The organism is Candidatus Pelagibacter sp. PS_11 (genome assembly GCF_059417975.1).
Genome location: NZ_CM182075.1, coordinates 906,842 through 929,818, shown reverse-complemented (window position 1 = coordinate 929,818; position 22,977 = coordinate 906,842). Strand labels below are relative to the sequence as shown.

At 31.2% G+C, this 22,977-nt stretch carries 25 protein-coding genes; 23 read left to right on the top strand and 2 right to left on the bottom strand.

What is annotated here, in order from left to right; all coding sequences use genetic code 11:
• Nucleotides 1-5 precede the first annotated feature (5 nt).
• The 13 genes from AC5SLT_RS04930 (at nucleotide 6) to msrB (ending at nucleotide 14,066) form a co-directional block, all read left to right on the top strand.
• Entirely contained in the window at nucleotides 6-1,772 is a 1,767-nt protein-coding gene (locus AC5SLT_RS04930; RefSeq protein ID WP_494591442.1) for an acetolactate synthase 3 large subunit, read from the top strand.
• Nucleotides 1,773-2,321: an acetolactate synthase small subunit gene (gene ilvN, locus AC5SLT_RS04925; protein WP_494591440.1), complete on the top strand. Its 549-nt coding sequence runs from the start codon at nucleotides 1,773-1,775 to the stop codon at nucleotides 2,319-2,321.
• A gap of 20 nt (nucleotides 2,322-2,341) precedes the next feature.
• Nucleotides 2,342-3,361 carry a ketol-acid reductoisomerase gene (gene ilvC, locus AC5SLT_RS04920; RefSeq protein WP_006997909.1) on the top strand — a complete coding sequence of 340 codons (1,020 nt, stop codon included), beginning with the start codon at nucleotides 2,342-2,344 and terminating at the stop codon, nucleotides 3,359-3,361.
• A gap of 105 nt (nucleotides 3,362-3,466) precedes the next feature.
• Entirely contained in the window at nucleotides 3,467-5,035 is a 1,569-nt protein-coding gene (locus AC5SLT_RS04915; RefSeq protein WP_494591438.1) for a 2-isopropylmalate synthase, read from the top strand.
• A gap of 1 nt (nucleotide 5,036) precedes the next feature.
• On the top strand, nucleotides 5,037-6,074 hold the full coding sequence (locus AC5SLT_RS04910; protein WP_494591436.1) for a rod shape-determining protein: 1,038 nt from the start codon (nucleotides 5,037-5,039) through the stop codon (nucleotides 6,072-6,074).
• Between the two features lie 5 nt (nucleotides 6,075-6,079).
• Nucleotides 6,080-6,937, top strand: coding sequence for a rod shape-determining protein MreC (gene mreC, locus AC5SLT_RS04905; RefSeq protein ID WP_494591434.1), 858 nt, complete (start codon nucleotides 6,080-6,082; stop codon nucleotides 6,935-6,937).
• Nucleotides 6,934-7,455, top strand: coding sequence for a rod shape-determining protein MreD (locus tag AC5SLT_RS04900; RefSeq protein ID WP_494591432.1), 522 nt, complete (start codon nucleotides 6,934-6,936; stop codon nucleotides 7,453-7,455). Before mreC ends, AC5SLT_RS04900 begins: the two co-directional genes overlap by 4 nt.
• Nucleotides 7,445-9,412: a penicillin-binding protein 2 gene (gene mrdA / locus AC5SLT_RS04895; RefSeq protein ID WP_494591430.1), complete on the top strand. Its 1,968-nt coding sequence runs from the start codon at nucleotides 7,445-7,447 to the stop codon at nucleotides 9,410-9,412. Before AC5SLT_RS04900 ends, mrdA begins: the two co-directional genes overlap by 11 nt.
• Nucleotides 9,413-10,534 carry a rod shape-determining protein RodA gene (gene rodA / locus AC5SLT_RS04890; RefSeq protein WP_494591428.1) on the top strand — a complete coding sequence of 374 codons (1,122 nt, stop codon included), beginning with the start codon at nucleotides 9,413-9,415 and terminating at the stop codon, nucleotides 10,532-10,534.
• Nucleotides 10,535-10,602: 68 nt separating this feature from the next.
• Nucleotides 10,603-11,844: an NAD(P)/FAD-dependent oxidoreductase gene (locus AC5SLT_RS04885; protein WP_494591426.1), complete on the top strand. Its 1,242-nt coding sequence runs from the start codon at nucleotides 10,603-10,605 to the stop codon at nucleotides 11,842-11,844.
• The gene (locus AC5SLT_RS04880) at nucleotides 11,845-12,744 is read left to right on the top strand and encodes a DMT family transporter (protein ID WP_494591424.1); all 900 of its coding nucleotides are present in this window, start codon (nucleotides 11,845-11,847) and stop codon (nucleotides 12,742-12,744) included.
• Entirely contained in the window at nucleotides 12,737-13,687 is a 951-nt protein-coding gene (locus tag AC5SLT_RS04875) for a D-2-hydroxyacid dehydrogenase family protein (RefSeq protein WP_494591422.1), read from the top strand. Before AC5SLT_RS04880 ends, AC5SLT_RS04875 begins: the two co-directional genes overlap by 8 nt.
• 4 nt (nucleotides 13,688-13,691) lie before the next feature.
• Nucleotides 13,692-14,066, top strand: a complete 375-nt coding sequence (gene msrB, locus AC5SLT_RS04870) for a peptide-methionine (R)-S-oxide reductase MsrB (protein ID WP_494591420.1) — start codon at nucleotides 13,692-13,694, stop codon at nucleotides 14,064-14,066.
• Nucleotide 14,067: 1 nt separating this feature from the next.
• Here msrB and grxC read toward each other — a convergent pair whose 3' ends face one another.
• On the bottom strand, nucleotides 14,068-14,322 hold the full coding sequence (gene grxC, locus AC5SLT_RS04865) for a glutaredoxin 3 (protein WP_494591418.1): 255 nt from the start codon (nucleotides 14,320-14,322) through the stop codon (nucleotides 14,068-14,070).
• Between the two features lie 3 nt (nucleotides 14,323-14,325).
• A complete protein-coding gene (locus tag AC5SLT_RS04860; RefSeq protein WP_271625945.1) occupies nucleotides 14,326-14,622 on the bottom strand; it encodes a TIGR03643 family protein in 297 nt (98 codons plus the stop codon).
• A 137-nt stretch (nucleotides 14,623-14,759) separates the two neighbouring features.
• Between AC5SLT_RS04860 and AC5SLT_RS04855 the strand changes: the two genes are divergently transcribed.
• The 10 genes from AC5SLT_RS04855 to AC5SLT_RS04810 all read left to right on the top strand — a co-directional run bounded on the left by AC5SLT_RS04855 (nucleotide 14,760) and on the right by AC5SLT_RS04810 (nucleotide 22,973).
• Nucleotides 14,760-15,374 (top strand): LysE family translocator, encoded by a 615-nt coding sequence (locus AC5SLT_RS04855; protein WP_494591416.1) that lies wholly within the window; start codon nucleotides 14,760-14,762, stop codon nucleotides 15,372-15,374.
• Between the two features lie 90 nt (nucleotides 15,375-15,464).
• Nucleotides 15,465-16,706: an amino acid ABC transporter substrate-binding protein gene (locus AC5SLT_RS04850; RefSeq protein WP_006997923.1), complete on the top strand. Its 1,242-nt coding sequence runs from the start codon at nucleotides 15,465-15,467 to the stop codon at nucleotides 16,704-16,706.
• Nucleotides 16,707-16,774: 68 nt separating this feature from the next.
• Nucleotides 16,775-17,668, top strand: a complete 894-nt coding sequence (locus AC5SLT_RS04845) for a branched-chain amino acid ABC transporter permease (RefSeq protein WP_006997924.1) — start codon at nucleotides 16,775-16,777, stop codon at nucleotides 17,666-17,668.
• Entirely contained in the window at nucleotides 17,668-18,720 is a 1,053-nt protein-coding gene (locus tag AC5SLT_RS04840; protein WP_006997925.1) for a branched-chain amino acid ABC transporter permease, read from the top strand. The genes AC5SLT_RS04845 and AC5SLT_RS04840 overlap by 1 nt, the downstream gene beginning before the upstream one ends.
• Complete coding sequence (locus tag AC5SLT_RS04835) at nucleotides 18,720-19,460, top strand: ABC transporter ATP-binding protein (protein ID WP_006997926.1); 741 nt, start codon at nucleotides 18,720-18,722, stop codon at nucleotides 19,458-19,460. The genes AC5SLT_RS04840 and AC5SLT_RS04835 overlap by 1 nt, the downstream gene beginning before the upstream one ends.
• Nucleotides 19,460-20,245, top strand: coding sequence for an ABC transporter ATP-binding protein (locus AC5SLT_RS04830; RefSeq protein ID WP_020169637.1), 786 nt, complete (start codon nucleotides 19,460-19,462; stop codon nucleotides 20,243-20,245). Before AC5SLT_RS04835 ends, AC5SLT_RS04830 begins: the two co-directional genes overlap by 1 nt.
• Nucleotides 20,245-20,949: an AzlC family ABC transporter permease gene (locus AC5SLT_RS04825; RefSeq protein WP_006997928.1), complete on the top strand. Its 705-nt coding sequence runs from the start codon at nucleotides 20,245-20,247 to the stop codon at nucleotides 20,947-20,949. Before AC5SLT_RS04830 ends, AC5SLT_RS04825 begins: the two co-directional genes overlap by 1 nt.
• Nucleotides 20,939-21,262: an AzlD domain-containing protein gene (locus AC5SLT_RS04820; RefSeq protein WP_494591414.1), complete on the top strand. Its 324-nt coding sequence runs from the start codon at nucleotides 20,939-20,941 to the stop codon at nucleotides 21,260-21,262. The genes AC5SLT_RS04825 and AC5SLT_RS04820 overlap by 11 nt, the downstream gene beginning before the upstream one ends.
• Nucleotides 21,262-22,173, top strand: a complete 912-nt coding sequence (gene glaH / locus AC5SLT_RS04815; protein ID WP_494591412.1) for a glutarate dioxygenase GlaH — start codon at nucleotides 21,262-21,264, stop codon at nucleotides 22,171-22,173. Before AC5SLT_RS04820 ends, glaH begins: the two co-directional genes overlap by 1 nt.
• 32 nt (nucleotides 22,174-22,205) lie before the next feature.
• Nucleotides 22,206-22,973, top strand: coding sequence for a pyrroline-5-carboxylate reductase (locus tag AC5SLT_RS04810; RefSeq protein WP_494591410.1), 768 nt, complete (start codon nucleotides 22,206-22,208; stop codon nucleotides 22,971-22,973).
• The last annotated feature ends 4 nt before the right edge of the window (nucleotides 22,974-22,977 follow it).

Below are 22,977 nucleotides of genomic sequence, written 5' to 3'. Positions count from 1 at the left end.
CCTGGATGCCAAAATTATATTCAGGAGCAGAGATAGTATTCAAGTGTCTTGAAGACCAAAAAGTTGAACATATTTTTGGATATCCGGGTGGAGCAGTTCTTCCTATCTATGATGAACTAAAAAATCATCCAACTATAAAACATATTTTAGTTAGACATGAACAAGGAGCGGGTCATGCTGCAGAAGGTTATGCAAGATCAACTGGAAAACCAGGTGTTGTATTGGTTACTTCAGGTCCGGGTGCAACAAATGTTGTAACCGCATTAACCGATGCATATATGGATTCAGTTCCTCTAGTTTGTATTTCAGGACAGGTACCTACACACTTAATTGGAACAGATGCTTTTCAAGAATGCGATACTACTGGAATTACAAGACCTTGCACCAAACATAACTGGTTAGTTAAAGATATAAATGATTTGCCAAGAATTATGCATGAAGCCTTTGAGGTTGCAACAACAGGAAGACCAGGACCAGTATTAGTCGATATTCCAAAAGATATTCAATTTGCAAAAACAAAATACTCAAAACCAAATAAAGATAAAAAAGTTGTTACTAAAAATTTAAATAGATTTAATCAAAAAGACATAGATCAACTTATTGATTTAATGAGTAAGTCTAAAAAACCAATATTTTATACTGGTGGTGGAGTAATTAACTCAGGACCCAAAGCAAGTGAATTATTAAGAGAACTAGTTTCTTTAACAGGGTTTCCTATAACCTCAACTTTACAAGGCCTAGGTGCTTATCCTGGAAATGATAATCAATTTTTAGGAATGCTTGGAATGCACGGAACTTATGAAGCTAATAATGCAATGCATGACTGTGACTTATTAATTAATATTGGTGCAAGATTTGATGATAGGATCACAGGAAAAATAGATGAGTTCTCTCCTAAATCAAAAAAAGTTCACATTGATATAGATCCATCCTCAATCAATAAGATAGTTAAAGTTGATTTATCAATAGTTGGTGATGTATCGGATGTAATCAGTTCAACGACTAAAACATTAAAAAAGAAAAAATTAAATCTAGAAAAATCTAATAAACAAAAAATTTCAAACTGGTGGCTACAAATTGAAAAATGGCGTACTAAACAATCTTTAAGTTTTGTGAACAGCAATACAATTATTAAACCTCAATATGCAGTTCAACGATTGTACGAATTAACAAAAAATAGTGACACTTATATTACAACTGAAGTCGGACAGCATCAAATGTGGGCAGCACAACATTATAAATTTGATAAACCTAATAGATGGATGACATCTGGGGGTCTTGGAACAATGGGTTACGGATTACCAGCAGCTATTGGTGTTCAGGTAGCTCATCCAAAAAAACTAGTGGTAGATATAGCAGGTGAAGCCTCAATTCTTATGAATATGCAGGAGATATCAACGGCAGTTCAGTATAATTTGCCAATAAAGATATTTATTTTAAATAACCAATATATGGGAATGGTTAGACAGTGGCAGGAGCTACTACACGAAAAAAATTATTCTGAAAGTTATTCAAAAGCTTTACCAGATTTTGTTAAATTAGCAGAAGCTTATGGATGTGTTGGTATTAGAGCAAAAGATCCAAGTGAATTAGATGAAAAAATTGAAGAAATGATTAACACAGATAGACCTGTTATTTTTGACTGTCTTGTAGATCAAGGAGAAAATTGTTTTCCAATGATCCCATCTGGAAAACCTCACAACCAAATGCTTTTAGGTCCAAAGGATCAGGATACAAATAAAATTACAGGAAAAGGAAAAGCGCTAGTATAAATGGTAAAATCTAAATCTGCATATAGCACACCGAGTAAATTTGGAAAAATTGATACACATATTATTGTTGTATGGGTTGATAACGAAGCAAGTGTTTTATCAAGAGTGGTAGGGCTATTTTCAGGTAGAGGATATAATATTGAATCCTTAGCTGTTGCTGAAATTGACCATAAAAAAAATCTTTCTAGAATTACTATTGTCACAACAGGGACACCACAAGTTATAGAACAAATTGTATTGCAGCTTAAAAAATTAGTTCCAGTGCATAATGTTGTTAATTTTAAAAGAGAAGATAAAAAAGTGATATTTAAAGAAATGGCCCTATTAAAAATTGTTGCAAATTCTATCAAAATTAAGAAAGCTTTAAATGCTTGTAAAAAGTATAATCCAGTTATATTAGATCAGACAAATAAATCTGCTGTAATTCAAATTACAGCATTAAGAAGAGAAATAGATAGTATGATAAAGAATTTAAAACCACTTGGTCTTGTCAGTGCCTCAAGAACGGGAGCGGTAGCAATGACCAGAGGTGCAGAAATTTTAAATTAATTACCAATAGGAGAAAAAAAATGAAAATGTTTTATGAAAAAGATGCAGATGTAGATTTAATTAAAAGTAAAAAAATAGCAATTTTTGGTTATGGAAGCCAAGGTCATGCACATGCACTAAATTTAAAAGATAGTGGAGCCAAAGAAGTTGTTGTAGCGCTTAGAGATGGGTCAGCAAGTAAAGCAAAAGCTGAGTCAAAAGGATTAAGAGTTATGAATATGTCAGATGCTGCTGAATGGGCAGAAGTTGCAATGATCTTAACACCTGATGAATTACAAGCTTCAATTTATAAAAATCATATTGAGCAAAGAATTAAACAAGGAACAAGTTTAGCTTTCGCTCATGGATTAAATATTCATTACAAGCTGATTGATGCTAGAAAAGATTTAGATGTATTTATGGTTGCTCCAAAAGGACCAGGTCACTTGGTTAGAAGTGAGTTTGAAAGAGGTGGTGGAGTTCCATGTTTATTTGCAGTTCATCAAGATGGAACAGGCAAAGCAAGAGACCTTGCATTATCATATGCCTCAGCAATAGGTGGGGGGAAATCTGGCATTATTGAAACTACCTTTAAAGATGAGTGTGAAACAGATTTATTTGGTGAACAATCAGTTTTATGTGGTGGATTAGTTGAGCTTATTAAAAATGGCTTTGAAACCCTAACTGAAGCTGGCTATGAACCAGAAATGGCATACTTTGAATGTCTACATGAAGTAAAGTTGATAGTAGACTTAATTTACGAAGGTGGAATTGCTAATATGAATTACTCAATTTCCAATACAGCAGAGTATGGAGAGTATGTATCTGGTAAAAAGGTTGTTGATAGTGAGAGCAAGAAAAGAATGAAGGAAGTTCTAGCTGATATTCAATCTGGTAAGTTCACAAAAGACTGGATGAAAGAGTGTGAAGGTGGCCAAAAGAACTTTTTAAAAATGAGAAAAGATCTTGCGGATCATCCAATTGAAAAAGTTGGTGCAGAACTTAGAGCCATGATGCCTTGGATTGGTAAGAAAAAATTAATAGATAGTGATAAGAGTTAATTTTTACTAAAAACCTAAATCGATCATAAATTATAACCAAAATATAACATTTATTTTGCAATCTCTATTATAGATTGTATTATAGATTTTCTAAAATTATTGGTTATGAGCGATAAAGATAAAGTTATTATATTTGATACTACGATGCGAGATGGTGAGCAGTCACCTGGTGCATCAATGAGTATTGAAGAAAAAATTCAAATTGCAAGAATTTTTGATGAATTAGGCATAGATGTAATTGAAGCTGGTTTTCCAATTGCATCCCCTGGTGACTTTGAGGCTGTAACTGCAATAAGTAAAATTCTAAAAAATTCTATTCCATGTGGATTATCAAGAGCTAGCAAAAAGGATATAGATGCATGTCATGAAGCATTAAAAGCTTCCCCAAGATTTAGAATTCATACTTTTATTTCCACAAGTCCATTACACATGAAACACAAATTAAATAAAACTCCAGAACAAGTTTTGGATGCAATAAAAGAAAGTGTAACTTATGCAAGAAATTTAACAGATGATGTTGAGTGGTCTTGTGAAGATGGAACTAGAACAGACATGGATTTTATGTGTAAGATAGTTGAGACAGCAATCAGCAGTGGAGCCAAAACAATAAATATTCCTGACACTGTTGGTTATACAATTCCATCAGAATTTACTAAAATTATCACAACTTTAAAAAACAAAGTTCCAAATATAGATAAAGCTATTTTATCTGTTCACTGTCATAACGATTTAGGATTAGCTGTTGCAAATTCTTTGGCTGGAGTTCAGGCTGGTGCAAGACAAGTTGAATGTACAATTAATGGTATTGGAGAAAGAGCAGGTAATGCTGCACTTGAAGAAATTGTAATGGCGATAAGAACAAGAAATGATTTAATGCCTTTTACAACAGGAATTAAAACTGAATTATTAAGCAAAGCTTCAAAAGTTGTCTCTAATGCAACGTTTCCAGTTCAATTTAATAAGGCAATTGTTGGAAAAAATGCTTTTGCTCATGAAGCAGGTATTCATCAAGATGGAATGCTTAAAAATAGAGAAACTTATGAAATTATGACACCAGAGAGTGTGGGGGTTAAGAAAACTTCATTAGTAATGGGTAAACATTCGGGGCGACATGCTTTTAAAGAAAAGTTAAATGATCTTGGTTATGCAGATGTAACTGATGACGTAATCCAATCTGCTTTTGGTAAATTTAAAGTTTTAGCTGACAAGAAAAAACATGTTTATGATGATGATATTATGGCCTTAGTTGATGATAGTTTAATTTCAGACAATAAAATTAATGCAATAAATTTAAAGTCTTTAAAAGTTTTTGCAGGAACAGGTGAGCCTCAAAAAGCAGAAATGACACTTGACGTTTATGGACAAGTAAAATCAACATCAGAAACAGGTGATGGTCCTGTAGATGCTATTTTTAAATGTATAAAAATTTTATATCCACACGACGTTAAATTACAACTTTATCAAGTACATGCAGTTACTGAGGGAACAGACGCTCAAGCTACAGTAAGTGTTAGAATTGAAGAAGAAGGTAAAACTACAGTTGGACAAGCTGCTGATACTGACACATTAGTAGCGTCAGCTAATGCTTATTTAAGTGCTTTAAATAAAATGATTATTAAAAGAAAAAAAACTGTTCCAATGGAGCATGAAACTCAGAAAGTGAAGGGAATATAAGATGGCTAATTGGTTTAAAAGTATAACTAACGTTTGGAGTCAAGATATGGCGATTGATCTTGGAACCGCTAATACACTTGTTGTTTTAAAAGGACAAGGAGTAGTTTTAAATGAACCCTCTGTAGTAGCCATTGCTGAGAATATGGGAAAAAAAACTGTGTTAGCTGTTGGTGATGAAGCAAAGACGATGCTTGGAAGAACACCTGGTAATATTAGTGCTATTAGACCTTTGAGAGACGGAGTGATTGCAGACTTTATAGTTACCGAGGAAATGATTAAACATTTTATAAAAAAAGTTCACAAAAATAAAACTTTTGCAAACCCAAGAATTTTGATCTGTGTTCCAACAGGGTCAACACCAGTTGAAAGAAAAGCTATTCAAGATAGTGCGTTAGCAGCAGGTGCAAGAAGAGTACAATTAATTGAGGAACCTATCGCTGCAGCAATTGGTGCAGGTCTTCCAATCTCAGAAGCAACAGGATCAATGGTTGTTGATATTGGTGGAGGTACTACGGAAATAGCTGTTATGTCACTGGGAGGTCTTGTTTATTCTAGGTCATTAAGAGTAGCTGGAGATGCAATGGATACAGCTTTAGTTAATTATATGAGAAAAGAATACAATTTAATGATTGGAGATAGTACTGCTGAAAAAATAAAAAAAGAAATTGGTACAGCTATACCATCGAACAGCAATACTTATGCTGTTAAAGGTAGAGATTTAAGATCAGGAACACCTAAAGAAGTAAATATTACTGAAGAAGATACAGCAGAAGCTTTAAATGATATTTTAAAAGAAATGGTGAATGGGATAAAAGATGCTCTTGAAAATACTCCTCCTGAATTATCAGCTGATTTAGTGGATATGGGTTTAACTTTAACAGGCGGTGGGGCTTTATTAAAAAATATTGATAAAAGATTCTCAAAAGAAACTGGATTGCCAGTTTTTATAGCAGATGATCCGTTAGCATGTGTTGCAATTGGGACAGGAAAAGCGCTAGATCAAGAAGAAACATTCTCTACTATGTTATCTGAGTATTAGAAATAATGGAAACAAGCAGAGATGATTTTGTAATTGCATTAAGATCTGCTTTTTTAAAAAAAGGAACACAGCAAAGATTCTCATTATTAAGTTTAATATTTTTTTCTATAGTTTTTTTAATTTTGGGCAGTTTTAATTTTAAAATTATAAACTATGTAAAAATAGGCATTAAGGAAGTAGTTTATAGATCGTCTTTTATAGTTTCTGTGCCAGAAAATTTATTAAAAGATAGTTATATTACAATCCAAAATCACAAAAAACTTTATAAGGAAAATGAAAAAATAAAGTCTGAACTGGAAATTTTAAAAGCCAAAGATTTATTAAATGAATTTATAATTTCAGAAAACCAAAGGTTAAAAAATATTGTTGATGATTATTTGATTAAATCAGAAACTATAATTGCTAAAGTTTTAAGTGATAAAAATAAAAGAAGTCCATATTTAAGATCAATTATCATTAATAAAGGCAGTAAACATAAAATAAACCTTGGAATGGTTGTAATAGATGGTGCATATCTTGTTGGAAAAATTGTTGAGGTTAACTATTCCTCATCTAGGGTATTATTACTTTCAGATTTGAATAGTAAAATTCCAGTCATAGTAGAACCGAACACAGTATTTTCCATACTTTCAGGGACGGGTAAAGATTATGGGATAATTCAGTATAGCAAAAAATATGAGGATATCAAAAATGAGTCCGTTATTTACACTTCGGGAGCAGGTAGTTTATTCAAGGCTGGAATACCTATAGGAAGAATGAATATTAATAACTTGAGTGATGAAAAAAAAGTAGATTTTTTTTCAGATTTTTCTCAATTAAAATTTGTAAAAGTTGTTTCATTTAAAAAAAGTGAGAACAAATGACAGGGTTAAGAAATAAAAATTTTATTAGAATAATATTATTAAATGTACCCTTAATTTTGCTTTTCGTATCTGTTTTAAATGATTATGATTTTAATTATTTGGGTTTAAAATATTTTTCATTTAATTTTTCATACATTTTAATTTTTTACTACAGTCTAAAAAAAACTGAAAGTTTAGGATATACCTATATTTTTATTGCAGGTTTGTTTAACGATGTTGTGATAGGAACTCCAATTGGATTAAGCAGTTTAATGTATTTAATACTTTGTGGAGCAGCATCCTATCTTAGAAATATTACTTTAAGACCAAGTTTACTAAAAGATAGTATATTTTTTCTTTTAACAATTTTAATTATAAATTCATTATTGTTTTTATCTTTAAAATTTATTTTTAATTATGAGTTAAATTATTTTGAACAAATAATAAATATTACATTCACTTTTTTGTTTTATTTTTTATTTTCAAATTTATTTAATTTTTTTGAAAATTATGTAGTGAGAAATAATAATGCTGGGTGAAGATTTTGGTGTAAAAAAAGTTCACACTATTAATAGAAGAATGTTCATTATTGGTGTTGCCAAGTTGGTTGTATTTACTGGAATAATTACTCGATTATTTTCATTACAAATTACAGAGAATAAAAAATATTTAACTCTATCTGACAAAAATAGGTTACGTGAGTGGAGATTACCTCCAATTAGAGGTGAGTTTTTAGATTATTTTGGAAATATTATTGCTGGAAATTTAAAAGTGTATCAATTGCACGTAATTCCAGAGGAAGTAGAAAACTTTAAATATTTGATGGTAAGGTTAAAAGATATTTTATCAATCACTAATAGTGATTTTAAAAAAATAATAGACCAAAAAAATAAACAAAAACCCTGGGAAACTATAATCATTTCTAAAAATTTAACATGGGAGCAGTTTACAAAAATAAATTATTACTTACACGATTTAGTAGGAGCCAAACCAGTTCTATCTGTATCACGAAACTATCCCTTTAATGAAAGTTATACACATGTTTTGGGCTATGTTAGTGAAGCAAGTGAAAAAGATATTCTAAATAATGAAATTATAAGAAGCACACATGTACCAGGACTCAAAGTAGGAAAAAATGGTTTAGAAAAAACTTTTGAAGATGAATTAATTGGTACGAATGGTATCCAAAGGTATGAAGTTAATGCCTATGGAAAAAGAATTAGCCAACTTGATTATACCGATGGATTAAATGGCAAAACAATTAAACTCACTGTAGATACAGAAATTCAAAAGTTTTGTAATGAGCTTTTAAAAGGTGTAGCTGGCTCAATAAGTGTAATGGATATCTACACGGGTGAAATAGTTGCTATGCAATCTTCACCGTCATTTGACCCTAATTTATTTCTTTTTGGAATTAATCAAGATGATTGGCAGTTAATTAGAAATAATCCATTAAAACCATTAGTTAATAAAACTTTATCTGGTTTGTATTCACCAGGCTCAACATTCAAACCAATGGTAGCTTTATCAGCACTAGAAAATAAAGTTATTGATGAAAATTTCAAAGTTAACTGTACAGGAAAAATTGAAATGTATGGACAAACTTACCATTGTTGGAAAAAAAAAGGACATGGTATTGTAGATTTAAAGAGCGCAATGAAGCAGTCTTGTGATACATATTTTTATGAAATTGCGAGAAAACTTGGTGTAGACCGATTAAAAGAAACATCTATAAAATTTGGCCTTGGTGAAAAAGTTTTAAAAGAAACATTTAGTATCGAGAAAAAAGGGTTAATACCTGACACCAAATGGAAAAAAAATAATTTAGGAAAAGGTTGGGTTATAGGTGAAACATTAATCACCGGTATTGGACAGGGCTATACTCAAACAACACCTCTACAATTATGCCAAATGACAGCTCAGCTTGCAAATGGAGGATTTAAGATTTATCCAAAAATAATAGTAGATGAGGATAGTAAAACTGCAGAAGAAATTAAATTCATAATGAATAAAAATAAAAAACAATTAAATAAAAAAGACAGTGGATTAAAAGATACAACAGAAGAACTTTTAGAGTTTTTAGATAAAAAAGAACATGAAACTTTATTTAAAAGTTCTAAAAATATAAACTTAGTTCGTGAAGCGATGTTTGCATCTACAAATGAGGTCAGAGGGACTTCTTACAATTCACGTATCGAAGATCCCAAATACCAATTTGCTGGAAAGACAGGAACATCACAGGTTAAAAGAATAACTGAAGCTGCAAGAGAACTTGATTTAAGTACCTCTGAAATTCCATATAATGAGAGGGATCACGCTTTATACATAGCTTTTGGTCCATATAAAAATCCAAGATACGCATTAAGTATTGTTATAGAGCATGGTGGATCAGGTAGTTCAACTGCTGCACCGATTGCAAAAAAACTGTTTAAATTAATTGTAGATAGACATGAGCTAAGAGAGAAACAAACTAAACAAAATGATTTAAAAATATAAATGCAATACAATTCATTTAATACACAACCCACTCTTTTTCAAAAATTAAGAAATTTTGATTACATTTTGTTAATTTGTATTTTATTGCTTGGGTTAATTAGTGCTTTGTCCATGTACTCAACAGATGGGGGGGGAATCTTATTTCATAGTAAAAGTCATATTTCAAAATTTTTAATTTTTTTCACAATGATGATTTTTATGTCATTTTTTAATATTAAATTTTGGCATTACTTTGCTTACTTATTTTATATTGTAGTTTTATTTTTTCTAATCTGGGCTTCTTTATATGGCATTAAAGCTTCAGGATCACAAAGATGGATCAATTTATATTTTATTAATTTACAGCCATCTGAATTAATGAAAATTGCAATAATAGTATGCCTTGCTAAATATTATCACCGTATACAATTGAATAAAGTTAATAGTTTTCAAGTTATGTTTGTTGCTTTGGTAATTTTAATTCTACCAATCATGCTTGTTATTACTCAACCTGATTTGGGAACTTCAATTTTAATTGCTTTAAGTGGATTAGTTGTCATATGGCTTGCAGGAATTAATATTAAATATTTTGTTTATTCATTTATAACTTTATTAATTTCAATGCCTTTTGCCATTGCTTTTTTACAACCTTATCAAAAGCTTAGAATTTTGACTTTTCTTAATCCAGATAGGGATCCTCTAGGTGCAGGTTACCAAATTATTCAATCTAAAATAGCAGTTGGATCTGGAGGTTTAACTGGTAAAGGTTTTTTAAAAGGAACTCAAAGTTATTTAGAATTTTTACCAGAAAAACATACAGATTTCATTTTCACTTTATTTGCTGAGGAGCATGGTTTTTTAGGTTCTCTAGTTTTATTGTTAATTTATATAATCATTATTTATAGAGTATTAAGAATTGGTGCAATCTCGAGGAGTTATTTCGCTAAACTTTTTTGCTACGGCTATGGGTCTGCAATATTTTTTTATGTAACAGTAAATATGTCAATGGTTTTAGGTTTACTGCCTATCGTTGGGTCTCCTTTGCCAATTATGTCATATGGCGGGTCTTCAATGCTTGCAACCATGATTGGATTTGCAATTGTTATGAGTGCTAAAATTAATCATAAACAGCTAATAGCGTAAGTATTTTAATGTTTTACTTGTCGAATTTGTCGCGAGAATATTTAATTTTAAGAATTATATAAAGTGTCATGGAAAAAAATTTAAAAATTGGAATTATTGGTGCTGGTATACAAGGTATTTCGAATGCTTTATTTTTACAAAAAAAAGGTTTTAGTGTAACAATTTTTGATAGAGATGAACCGGGAAGTCCTGCTGCATCCTACGGTAATGCAGGTCACTTTTCTCCATATGCATCTGTTCCTATAAATAGACCTGATGTATTAACTGATGTCCCTGCAATGCTTTTAAGCACTACAGGCCCACTTGCTCTTAAATGGAACTATGTTCCAAAAATGATACCTTGGTTTTTACAGTTTATTAGAAACTGCACTACAAAAAGAATGATGCATACTGCTAAAAATATGCATCAAATTTTAGATTTAGCATTACCTGCTTATGATGAATTATTTGATGAAATAGAACTTGGTGGATTGGTTGAAAAAAAAGGTATTTTATATATTTGGAACGATCAAAGCTTAAAAAGTAGAGAGTTAGAGATTAAAGTTAGAAATGAACTAGGGGTTGATCAACAAATAGTAACTCCAAAAGAAATTCATGATTTAGAACCAAATATAAAGCCAATCTATCATGGAGGTGTTTATTATCAATATGGCAGACACGCTAGAAATCCAAAGAAAATTCTTTTAAAACTTTATGATCTGTTTTTGAAAAAGGGTGGCAAGTTTTTAAAAATGAATATCAAAGACATAAATTTTAATGATGAAAAGCCAGTTATAAAAGCTGAAACGCAAAGCTTTTTATTTGATAAAATTGTAATTGCTTGTGGTTCATTTTCAAAAAGGCTAACAGATAATTTAGATGAAAAAATACCCCTCGATACTGAAAGAGGGTACCATGTTCATTTTAAAAATTGTGATCATCTTTTAAGTAGACCCGTAATTTTCCAAAATAGAGGATTTGGTATTACACCTATGGAACAAGGACTTAGGGTGGTAGGCACTGTTGAATTTGGTGGGTTGGATAATCCATTATCAAAATCTAGAGTTAAAAATTTAATCGATAATGCAAAATACATGATGGGTGATTTACCTGAGCATGAAGATGAGTGGCTTGGTTTTAGACCAACATTGCCCGATTACTTACCAGTAATAGGACCCTCAAAAAAACATAAAAATGTTTTTTATTGTTTCGGTCATCACCATTTAGGATGGACTTTAGGACCAATTTCAGGGAAAATAATCTCTGGAATGATAGCTGAAGAAAATACAAACTTAGATTTAAAACCATATAGCTCTCTTAGGTTTAACTAAGTGATTAATAAAAACAATGCTGCCTATGTTTTTTTATTTTTTGCAGCTTTATTTTGGTCTGGAAATTTTTTAGTTGGAAAATTTGCAAGTCAATATGAAGTACCTCCGTTCTCATTAAATTTTTATAGATGGTTTTTTGCTTGGTTAATTTTAGCACCATTTACGATGCAAGAAATATTAAAAAAAAGAAATTATATTTTAGAAAATTATAAATATTATATGATACTTGGAATAACGAGTGTCACTATATTTAATTCAATTGTCTATTACTCTTTAAATTTTACTCAAGTGATTAGTGGAGTATTGATGATCTCAACAATACCAGTAATGATTATATTTATTTCTTCCATTTTAAAAATTGAAAAAACTAACACTTTTCAAATATTGGGAGTTGCATGTTCTTTTATTGGAGTAGTTTTAATCATAACTAAAGCAAATCTTGGAATATTAATGAACTTAGATTTTAATAAAGGTGACATCACGATGGTTTTTGGAATGCTTTCTTGGGCTACTTATTCTGCTCTATTAAAGAAAAAAAAACACGAATTATCTCAACTAGGGTTATTAGAGGTAGTAATTTCATTTGGCTTTATTTTTTTAATACCAATTTATTTTATAGAATATCAAATGGGTTTTAGGATTGTTTTAAATCAAAACTTTTACCTGATTTTATTTTATGTAGTTTTATTTCCAGGTCTTGCTTCTTTTATTTTTTGGATAAAAGGAGTTGCTTTAATTGGTGCCAATAGAGCAGGTGTTTTTTTACACATGATGCCTATTTTAAGTGCAATTATGGCAATGATTATTTTTAATGAAAAATTTATGTTTTATCATATGTTAGGCGCAATATTTATTTTAACAGGAATTCTTTTATCAAATAGAAAAATTAAAAATGCTTAAAGTTGCTATCTTAGATGATTACCAAAACGTGTCTCATGAATTTGTTGATCTAAAAAAACTGTCAGGAGAATATGAATTTAAAATATTCAGTGAACCCTTTGAAGATGAGGCAGACGCCATAGAGCAATTATCAGATTTTGAAGCATTATTGATAATGAGAGAACGAACTCCTATTACTAAAAATTTAATTGATAATTTAAATGATCTTAAATACATCATCACCAGTGGTTCAAGAAATAAAGCAATAGACCTAGCTGCTGCTAAAAAGAGAAAAATTACAGTGTGTGGAACGGAGATTAATTTTACTCCAACTTCAGAATTAACTTGGGCTTTAATTTTAGGATTAGCTAGAAACTTTAAGGAAGAAATCGATAATATGTATCAAGGTTACTGGCAAACAACTATTGGCTTTGAACTTAAGGGAAAGATTTTAGGGTTAGTTGGACTTGGAAGGGTTGGTTCACAAGTTGCAAAAATTGGTAAAGCTTTTGGTATGGAAGTTATGGCTTGGAGTGAAAATTTAAACTTGGATACCTGTAAAGAATTAGATGTTCTTCCATGCAGTAAAGAAGATTTGCTTCAAAATTCTGATTTTTTATCGATCCATGTCCAGGGTGGTGAAAGATATAAAGAATTAATAAAACTAAAAGAGCTTGATATGATGAAGAAAACTGCTTTTTTGATTAACACATCAAGAGGATCAATTATTAATGAAGATGATTTAATTATCGCACTATCAACCAATGTTATTGCTGGAGCAGGACTAGATGTTTATGAAAAAGAACCTTTACCAGAAGGTAATAAACTAAGATTTTTACCAAATGCATTGTTAATGCCCCATGTTGGTTATGTAACAGCAGAAAATTATAGTGTATTTTATACACAAATGATTGAAGGATTAGAGGCATGCGTTGCAGGTAAACCCCTAAGAGTATTAGAATAAATTTATGACAAAAAAAATTAACAAAGACCTTACAGCTGAACAAAAATTAGTTTTGTTTGAAGATGGTACAGAAGCACCTGGCACGAGTGAATTAAATCACGAGAAGAGAGAAGGTAGCTATCACTGTACTAATTGTGGTGAAAAATTATTTGATTCAAACACTAAATATGAAAGTGGTTCAGGCTGGCCTTCATTTTATCAATCATTGCCAGATGCTTTTGAAACTAAAACAGATACTTTATTAGGATACGAGAGAGTGGAATATCATTGTAAAAAGTGTGGTGGACATCATGGGCATATCTTTGAAGATGGACCAAAGCCAACTGGCAAAAGATACTGTAATAACGGAGTTTGTTTAACTTTTAAGCCTAAAAACTAATTTACTTTAAAAGTTCTAGTAATTTATTTTCCTTTTCAAGAGCCCTAACATCATCGTAACCACCAATATGATTTTCATCAAAAAAGATTTGAGGAATAGTTCTTTTTCCACTAGCTTTAGTAATCATTTCATCCATCGCACCATCAACTGTTGCAATGTTGATTTCTTTATATTCAACGTTATTTCTAGTTAACAATTTCTTCGCTGCATCACAAAAAGCGCAAAGTGGACCTGTATAAATAGTTACTGATTTCATATCTTATAAATAATCATTCTTTTTAATTTTACTAGTAATTTCTTTTCTAGAGTATTCAAATTTTTTTCTATGTTTAATACTTTTTTGATTAACTCTTTTTCTCCACAATCTAAAAGAAACAGGCTTTATAGATCGTCTCATAATCTTGATTACCTCAGCTTCAGTCTTCCCAGTTTTTTGTTCTATTTCTTCAAAAGTAATTCGGTCAGCCCAAGCAGCCCAAATAATCCAATCAGGATCTGATATATGAGGTTCTGGGTTTTTAACTCTAGTTATGGGGGTGTGACCTTTTTTTTTCATAAATCCTCTATTTTCATTATATTTGAAAAAAATGATTAATGCATTTTATTTAGGCTCATGATAATATCATATTTAAGATAGTCCTATTTAGCCATCTTTAGCTCCCGGTTTTATTTAGGACTATCCAAACCTTTAAAATGCTTCCTTTAAATTATTTCCTTTTTTTACAGATTATTTTATTTATGTTTATCACTCCTGGTACTCCCAGAATTGTGATCATTTCTTACTCGATGAATTATGGAGTTCAAAAATGTATCTGGACTGCATTAGGGGATGTTACCGCAAATACAATTCAAGCAATTTTAGTGATTTTTTTTCTTGGATCTTTTTTTGTTGATAACCCAAATTTTCTAATTACCTTTAAATGGATAGGAATTGCATACTTACTCTATCTTGCTTATGATATTTATAACTCAAGACCTAAAGAGATAAATTCAAATAATAATTCTTCAAAAAGTATCTTTTCATTTTTTAAAGATGGATTTTTAGTTGCAGGATTAAGTCCTAAAGCTTGGATGTTTTTTCCTTTAATCTTTCCACAGTTTATAGATTTTAATTCAAATTATATTATCCAGTTTATAATTTTAACCACAACTTATGTTGTGTTAGATTTTTTATCTTTAATTGCTTACGCTGTGCTTGCTAAAAAATTAATTGTTTGGATAAAAGCAAACCCAAAAGTTATAAATACAATTTCAGCGTGTGTATTACTTATAATTGCAATAATTATAGTATTTATTCAAAAATATTAGGTCGCATCTTTCCACTTGAGGGTTGTATGAAGTTTAATTAAGAGGTTTAATAATTTTTTTAAATTTAAAACTAATAGAGGAAGAAATAAAATGAAAATCAGAAATATAATTATTACTTTAGTTTCTGCAATTGCTCTTTTAATTTCAGCTTCAACAATATCTTTCGCGAAGGTTGTTGGGGATAAAATTATTTTAGGTGCAGCTATTTCATTGACTGGAAAATACTCGTCAAATGGTGTTCATACTCAAAACGGCTATAACTTAGCAGTTGACAGAATAAATGACATGGGTGGTATTAAAGTTGGTGGAAAAACTTACAAGTTTGAAATCATTTATTACGATGATGAATCAAACTCTGGAAGAGCAGCACAACTTGCAGAAAGATTAATTCAACAAGATGGTGTTCAATATATGCTTGGACCTTATAGCTCAGGTTTGACTAAAGCTATGGCTCCTGTAACTGAAAAATATCAAGTTCCTATGGTTGAAGCAAACGGTGCGTCTAGATCGTTATTCACTAAGGGTTATAAATATTTATTTGCAGTACTAGCTCCAGCGAACTTATATCTTGATGTAGCAATTGATCTTGCAGTTGAAAAAAATGGTGGAAAACCAGTTAAGATTGCAATGGCATTTGAACAAGACGCTTTCTCTCAAGATGTGAGATTAGGTATTCTTGATGCTGCTAAAAGAACAGGTTCTAAAATCATTATAGATGACAAGTTACCAAAAGAGCTTAACGATATGGCTGCTACTTTATCTAAGGTAAAAGCTACTAATCCGGACGTTCTTGTAGTTTCAGGTCATACTAAAGGTGCTTTGACAGCTGTTAGACAAATCTCAGAGATGAAAGTTGATGTGAAAATGTTAGCAATGACTCACTGTGATGCTGCTAAATTATCTAAGCAACATGGTAAAGCTTCTGAGTACGCGCTTTGTGCTTCTCAATGGCATAAGTCTCTATCTTATACGGATAACTTCTTCAAAGATGGTATGACGTATGATGCAGACTTTACTAAAGCTTTTGGATATGCACCGCCATACCAAGCTGCTGAATCTTCTGCTGCTTTATTAGTTTTTAAAGATGCGTTCGAAAGAGCACAATCATTTGATACTAAAAAAGTTAGAGATGCTTTAGCTGCAACTGACATGCAAACTTTTTATGGAAACATAAAATTTGCTGAAGGTGGTCAAAACGTATCTAAGCCAATGGTACTTTTCCAAGTATCATGTAATGATGATGGTAGTAAGTGTGAAAACAAAGTTGTTGCTCCTACAAAATGGGCATCAGCTGAGTTGGTACACCCAATTCCATCTTGGTCAAAAAGATAATACCTAATATGTAAAATGCTCCCTAGAAATAGGGGGCATTTTTTTATAAATAATAGAAAATAAAATTTATGGATTTCTTAATTTTCCAAGCCCCAATACTAATGGTCCAAGCTTCAATGGATGGAATACTACTTGGTATTTTATTTGCATTAATTGCTTATGGAATGGCTTTGCAGTGGGGAGTAATGAATATAATAAACATTGCTCAAGGAGAATTAGTAATCATGGGTGGATACATCGCTTACTTTATGTATTTATCAGGAATTCACCCAGCCTTTGGAGTAATTGTATCACCAATCATTATGTATTGTGTTGGTTGGGGAATGTACAAGCTTGTTATTAATAAAGTAGTAGACAAAGATTTATTTACATCAATTCTTGCAACTTTTGGAATTAGTATTTTAGCACAACAATTAATGAACTTTGCATTTGGTGCCGATGTAGTTGTTGCTCAATCAAATTTTGGAACAACAATGTTGTTTGATAATTCAGTGACACTACCTAATGCTAAGATATTTTCAGGAGCAATTTGTGTGATATCAGCAATTATTCTTGTCATCTACATGAAAAAATCAAAATTAGGTAGAGCAATTAGAGCAACTGCTCAAAATGCAAGAGCTGCTAAAATTTTAGGTGTTGATACTGAAAAAGTTTATGCAGCAACTTTTGGAATAAATGCAGCGCTATGTGGAATAGCAGGAGCATGTATTGCAATCACATTTACACTTCACCCATATACGGGATTACCTTACACAGTTAGATCTTTCATGATTGTAATTATTGCAGGACTTGGAAATTTACCAGCTGTTGCAATATCTGGTATGGGCCTTGGAATATTTGAGGAATGGGCAGATTATCTACTTGGAACAGAATTTAGAATAGCAGCTGTATTCTCGTTACTCGTATTAATCCTTGTTTATAGAAGATTTAAACTATCAAGAAAAAGAGAATATCTGAAATAATGAGTAAAAATACATTTCTATATGCAGGTCTAATAATTCTTGGTTTGGCTGGAGCATTCATATTCCCAGCTTATAAACTTCAGATGTCGTTTCTTTATATTTTAATTGTACTTGCGATGACTTGGGATGTTCAAGGGGGACAAATGGGTTACAACACATTTGGAAACATTTTATTCTTTGGTGTTGGAATGTATGTTGCTTCAAGCACACAAATAGCAATGTTTTTTTCACTAGCTGAGTGGACAGATGCAGGGGGAGAAAAAACTTTTGTTCACACTATCCCACAATTTTTTCAAGGGTTCGGAGTTGGAATATTGTTAGCTGGAATTATTCCAACAATAATTGCTGGAGTAATTGGTTATGGAATTTTAGGTTTAAGAGGACACTACTTTGCAATTTGTACATTAGCTTTAGGAATAGCTGCTGGTGAAATTGCTGGTGGAATTGAAATTATTGGAGCAGGACAGGGTATGACAGTTCCAGTTTGGCCAAAAGGTTTTGGAACGAATGCATCATCATCACAGTTTATGTACTATTTAAGTTTTGGTTTAGCAGTTGTAACTTTTATTACTTTAAAGTGGGCTTACAGCACAAGATTTGGATTAGTTTTAAACGCAATTAGAGACAATGAAGATAAAGCTGAAGCAATGGGTATTCATACTATGAGATATAAAATTATAGGTTGGATGGTATCAGCTTTCTTTGTTGGAATTGCAGGAGGACTAATGGGTCACATCAATGGCTATATTGAACCTACAGAAATCGCATTTGCAGGACCTACATTTGGAGTGTTCATGGTGTTAATGGCAATTCTTGGTGGTAAAGGAACTTTATGGGGACCACTAGTTGGTGCTGTTTTATTTCATTTATTTAAAGAAGGTTTTTGGACTTACTTCTTAGGCTGGCAGTATGTAGCTCTTGGAGTTTTAATTATTGTAATCGTTGTTTATTTTCCTGAAGGATTAATGGGATGGTTAAGAGAAAAATATCCTGAAAGATTTGGAGAAGTAATTGATGAAGCTGACCGAAAGGCACAGGTAGAATTAAAATAATGGCCATATTAGATATATCAAATGTAAGTAAATCTTTTGGCGGTGTTAAAGCCAACGTAGATATCTCTATGTCAGTTGAGCAAGGTTCAATTGTAGGACTGATCGGTCCAAATGGTTCTGGAAAAACTACTTTATTTAACTCAATAGTTGGAACCTATCCAATTGATGGTGGATCAATTAAATTTAACGATAGAGAGGTATCTGAGTTACCAGTACCCGTTATTGCTAAACTTGGATTACTTAGAACTTTTCAGCAAACTCGAATTTATGGAAAATTAAACTGTATTCAAAATATGCTAATCAGCCACAAACCTGAAAACGATGGGATTTTAACAGTTTTCCAAAAAATACCTTCAGATTTAACTGATAAAGCAGAAACATTATTAAAGTTTGTAGGACTTCATCAAAAAAGAAAACTTAGAGCAGGAGATCTTTCTTTTGGTCAGCAAAAATTATTAGAACTAGCAATGGCCTTAATGAATGAGCCTAAAATGCTCTTGTTGGATGAGCCAACAGCTGGAATTAATCCAACATTAATTAATGGAATTATAGATCGTTTAATTAGTGTTAATAAAGATTACGGGATTACCCTGTTAGTTATAGAGCACAATATGAAAGTAATTATGAATTTAGCACAAAGAGTTTTTTGTTTAGCACATGGTCAAATGTTGGCAAACGGAACTCCAGATGAAATTAAAAATGATAAGCGTGTGCTAGACGCTTACTTGGGAGCACAATAATGTCAAATCAATATGATGTATTAGGAAAAGCACCAGGACCTGAAGAATTAAAAAAACTATCTCCAGACAATAACCACGTAACAATAAAAAAATTATCTGCTGGTTATGGTAAGATGGAAATTCTACATGATTTTGATTTGTGTGTAAGTAAAGCTCAATCACTATGTTTAATTGGTCCAAATGGAGCGGGTAAATCTACGATCCTTCATTCTATTTATGGATTTACAAACATTTTTTCAGGACAAATAGAAATTGATGGTAAAGAAATTACTCACTTAACCCCAGCTGAAAAACTTAGGTCATGTGGAATAGCATATATCCTACAAGATAACTCAGTCTTTCCAGATATGACGGTGGAAGAAAATTTACTAATGGGTGGTTATGCTAAAGAAAATACAGACGAGTCTTACCAAGAAGCAGAAAGAATTTTTGAAAAATATGAAAGATTAAGAAATAGAAGAAATCAACCAGCAAAAGTTTTATCTGGTGGTGAAAGAAGACTATTAGAAATTTCTAGAGCACTAGTTATGAAACCTTCCGTATTACTTGTTGATGAACCTTCAATTGGATTAGAGCCAAGATATATAGATATGGTTTTTGAAATATTAAGAGACCTTCAACAAACTGAAAAGAAAACTATTATCCTAGTGGAACAAAATGCAAAAAAAGGATTAGAGTTTGCAGATATTGGTTATGTTTTAGTATCAGGACAAACTGCTATTGCTGGCAAAGGGGATGATTTATTAAAAAATCCTGATGTTGGTAGATTATTCCTTGGCGGTTAATGATTAATAAAGAATTTTTCTTTAAAGGTTTCAAATCTATTTTAGCCCCAGACAGTCCAGCACTTGCGTTAGGATGTTGCTTCATCGCTATAGGTGCACTTCTTAAAAATTTAGGATTTAATATTCAAGAAAGTATTTTTTCAACGATGCTTACTTATGCTTTGCCTGGATCACTAGTCATGGCTGAGTCGTTATTAGTTGGAGCGTCATTATTAAATATTTTTTTAGCTGTTTGGTTTGTTAATGCTCGTCTTTATCCAATGGCTGTTTCTTTGTTTCCATTAATGATGCATAAAAGCCAACCAAAATGGAAATATTACTTTTCGTGTCATTTTATAGCAGTATCTGCATGGTTGATAATGAAGAGTAATTATAAAAGTATTGATAAAAAACATAGAATAGATTTTTGGATTGGAATTGGTTGTGCTACTTGGACTACTGCAGTAATAGGAACATTTATAGGTTTTTACGCATCTGATTATTTGGATAAAAATATGATGATGGGTTTAGCAATTTTAAATCCAATTTATTTTTTATGCATGATGGTAGGTGCAATGAAAACTATTCAAATTACAGCTGCAGTAATTTTAGGTCTGGTATTAGGACCAATTTTTTATTTTCTATCTCCAGAGTGGTCAATTTTACTGGGTGGGCTTGTTGGTGGAACAATTGCTTATTTTATAGGAGAACTAAATGTCAACTAGTGTATTTCTTGCAATCTTAGTCACGTCCCTTGCAACTTTCTCTTCAAGGTTTTTAGGTGCAATTTCTTCACAAGGAATAAAAGAAACTTCAAAATTATTTAAGTGGTTTAACTGTCTTGCCTACTCAACTCTAGGAGCATTAATAGCAAGAACAATTATATTTCCAGTAGGTGTTTTGTCTGATGCAAGTTATTTAAGTAGAGTAACTGTTGTTTTATTTTGTTTATTTATATTTTTTATATCTAAAAGAAATTTTGTTTATCCTACTGTTATTTCTGCTATCATGATGGCGCTACTAAGTAATTATCTCTAATGGAAAATATCTCTGGAATAACAATAACAGAACATCAAAATTCAAAAAGAATAATTGATATTAGAATTGAAGATGAAATTTTAGATAAATTAATATTTCCATTTAATAAATTTGATATTACTGCTTTAGAGTACAAACCATTTACTAGATTTACTATTGCCAAAAGTTTAGATGATTTAACTTCTAATAAATTAAGCAAATTACTTAATTCAATAATTAGAGACAGAAACACAGGTTGCTTTATAATAGGACCAAAAAATATAAGTCCAAAAATTAATGATACTTTTTTAGTTAAACTATCAACAGCAATTGCATATTTGATTGGCAATCCAAACCATGACGCAATGGCTGGAAAATATTATGCAAGATTTTTCGTAAAGCACGAAGATAAAAGCGACTCGTATTTGAGAAAAGCTTATACAAATATGGATCTCCATACAGACGGGACATATGTCAAAGAGATCACAGATTGGCTGCTTATGACCAAAATTGAAGAACAAAATGTGCAGGGTGGAGAAACGGCAATGTTGCATCTTGATGACTGGGAACATTGTGAGGATTTATTTAATGATCCCATTGGAAAGCAAAACTTTGTATGGGGATCTCCTAAAAGTAAAAATATAGAATATAAAGTTGAGCATCCAGTTTTCACGACTGATGATAAGGGCAAGCCAAATATCTCATATATCGATCAATTCCCTGAGCCAAAAAATATGGATCAAGGAATTTTCTTACAAAAATTATCAGATGGTTTAGAGGAGAGTAAGAATAAGGTAATCACTAAATTAGGACCTGGATCAACTATTGTAGCTAATAATTATTTTTGGCTACATGGAAGAAAACCTTTTAAAGAAAATAAAGATTTAAGCAGAGAACTGTTGAGAATTAGAGGTTCTTTTTTTATTAATTAATTCACTAATATCACTATAAAGTAACTATATTTATGAAATTAGGCTTTATAGGAACGGGTAAAATTACGTCTGCTGTCATCACTGGGATTTGTAGTTCTAGCATTTCATATAACAAAATAATCATCTCTCACAGAAATAAATCTACATCTAGTACTTTAAAAAAAAAATTTAAAAAGATAACTATTAGTAAAGATAACCAGGAAATTATTAATTCATGTGATTGGATATTTTTATCAATAACTCCAACGGTAGGTGAAAAAATTATTAAAAATTTAAAGTTCAGATCAAATCAAACTATAATCAGTTTCATATCAACAATTACTTTAGCTCAACTTAAAAAAGCAATTAAAGTTAAAGCAAAAATTATAAGAGCTATACCATTACCGCCAATATCTTTAAAAAAAGGACCCGTTCCTATTTGTCCACCCAATAAAAAAGTAAAAAATTTTTTTAATAAAATTGGCACTACAGTTGAAATAAAAAATGAAAAGTCTTCAATTAATTTTTGGTCAACCTCTGGCATGATGGCACCATTTTATGAATTATTAAGAGTGATGACTGACTGGTTAGTTAAAAGAGGAGTTAAACGAAATAATGCTCAAAAATATATAACATCTTTATTTTTAGCATTATCAGAAGATGCGGTTGCAAACTCTAAAAAAGATTTAAAATATTTAGTAAAAGAGTCTCAAACACCTAAAGGATTAAATGAACAAGGTGTTAAAGAACTTACCAAAGCAGGTTTTTATAAATCTTTAGAAAAGACACTCAACAGTATACATAAAAGATTAAATAAATAAATTT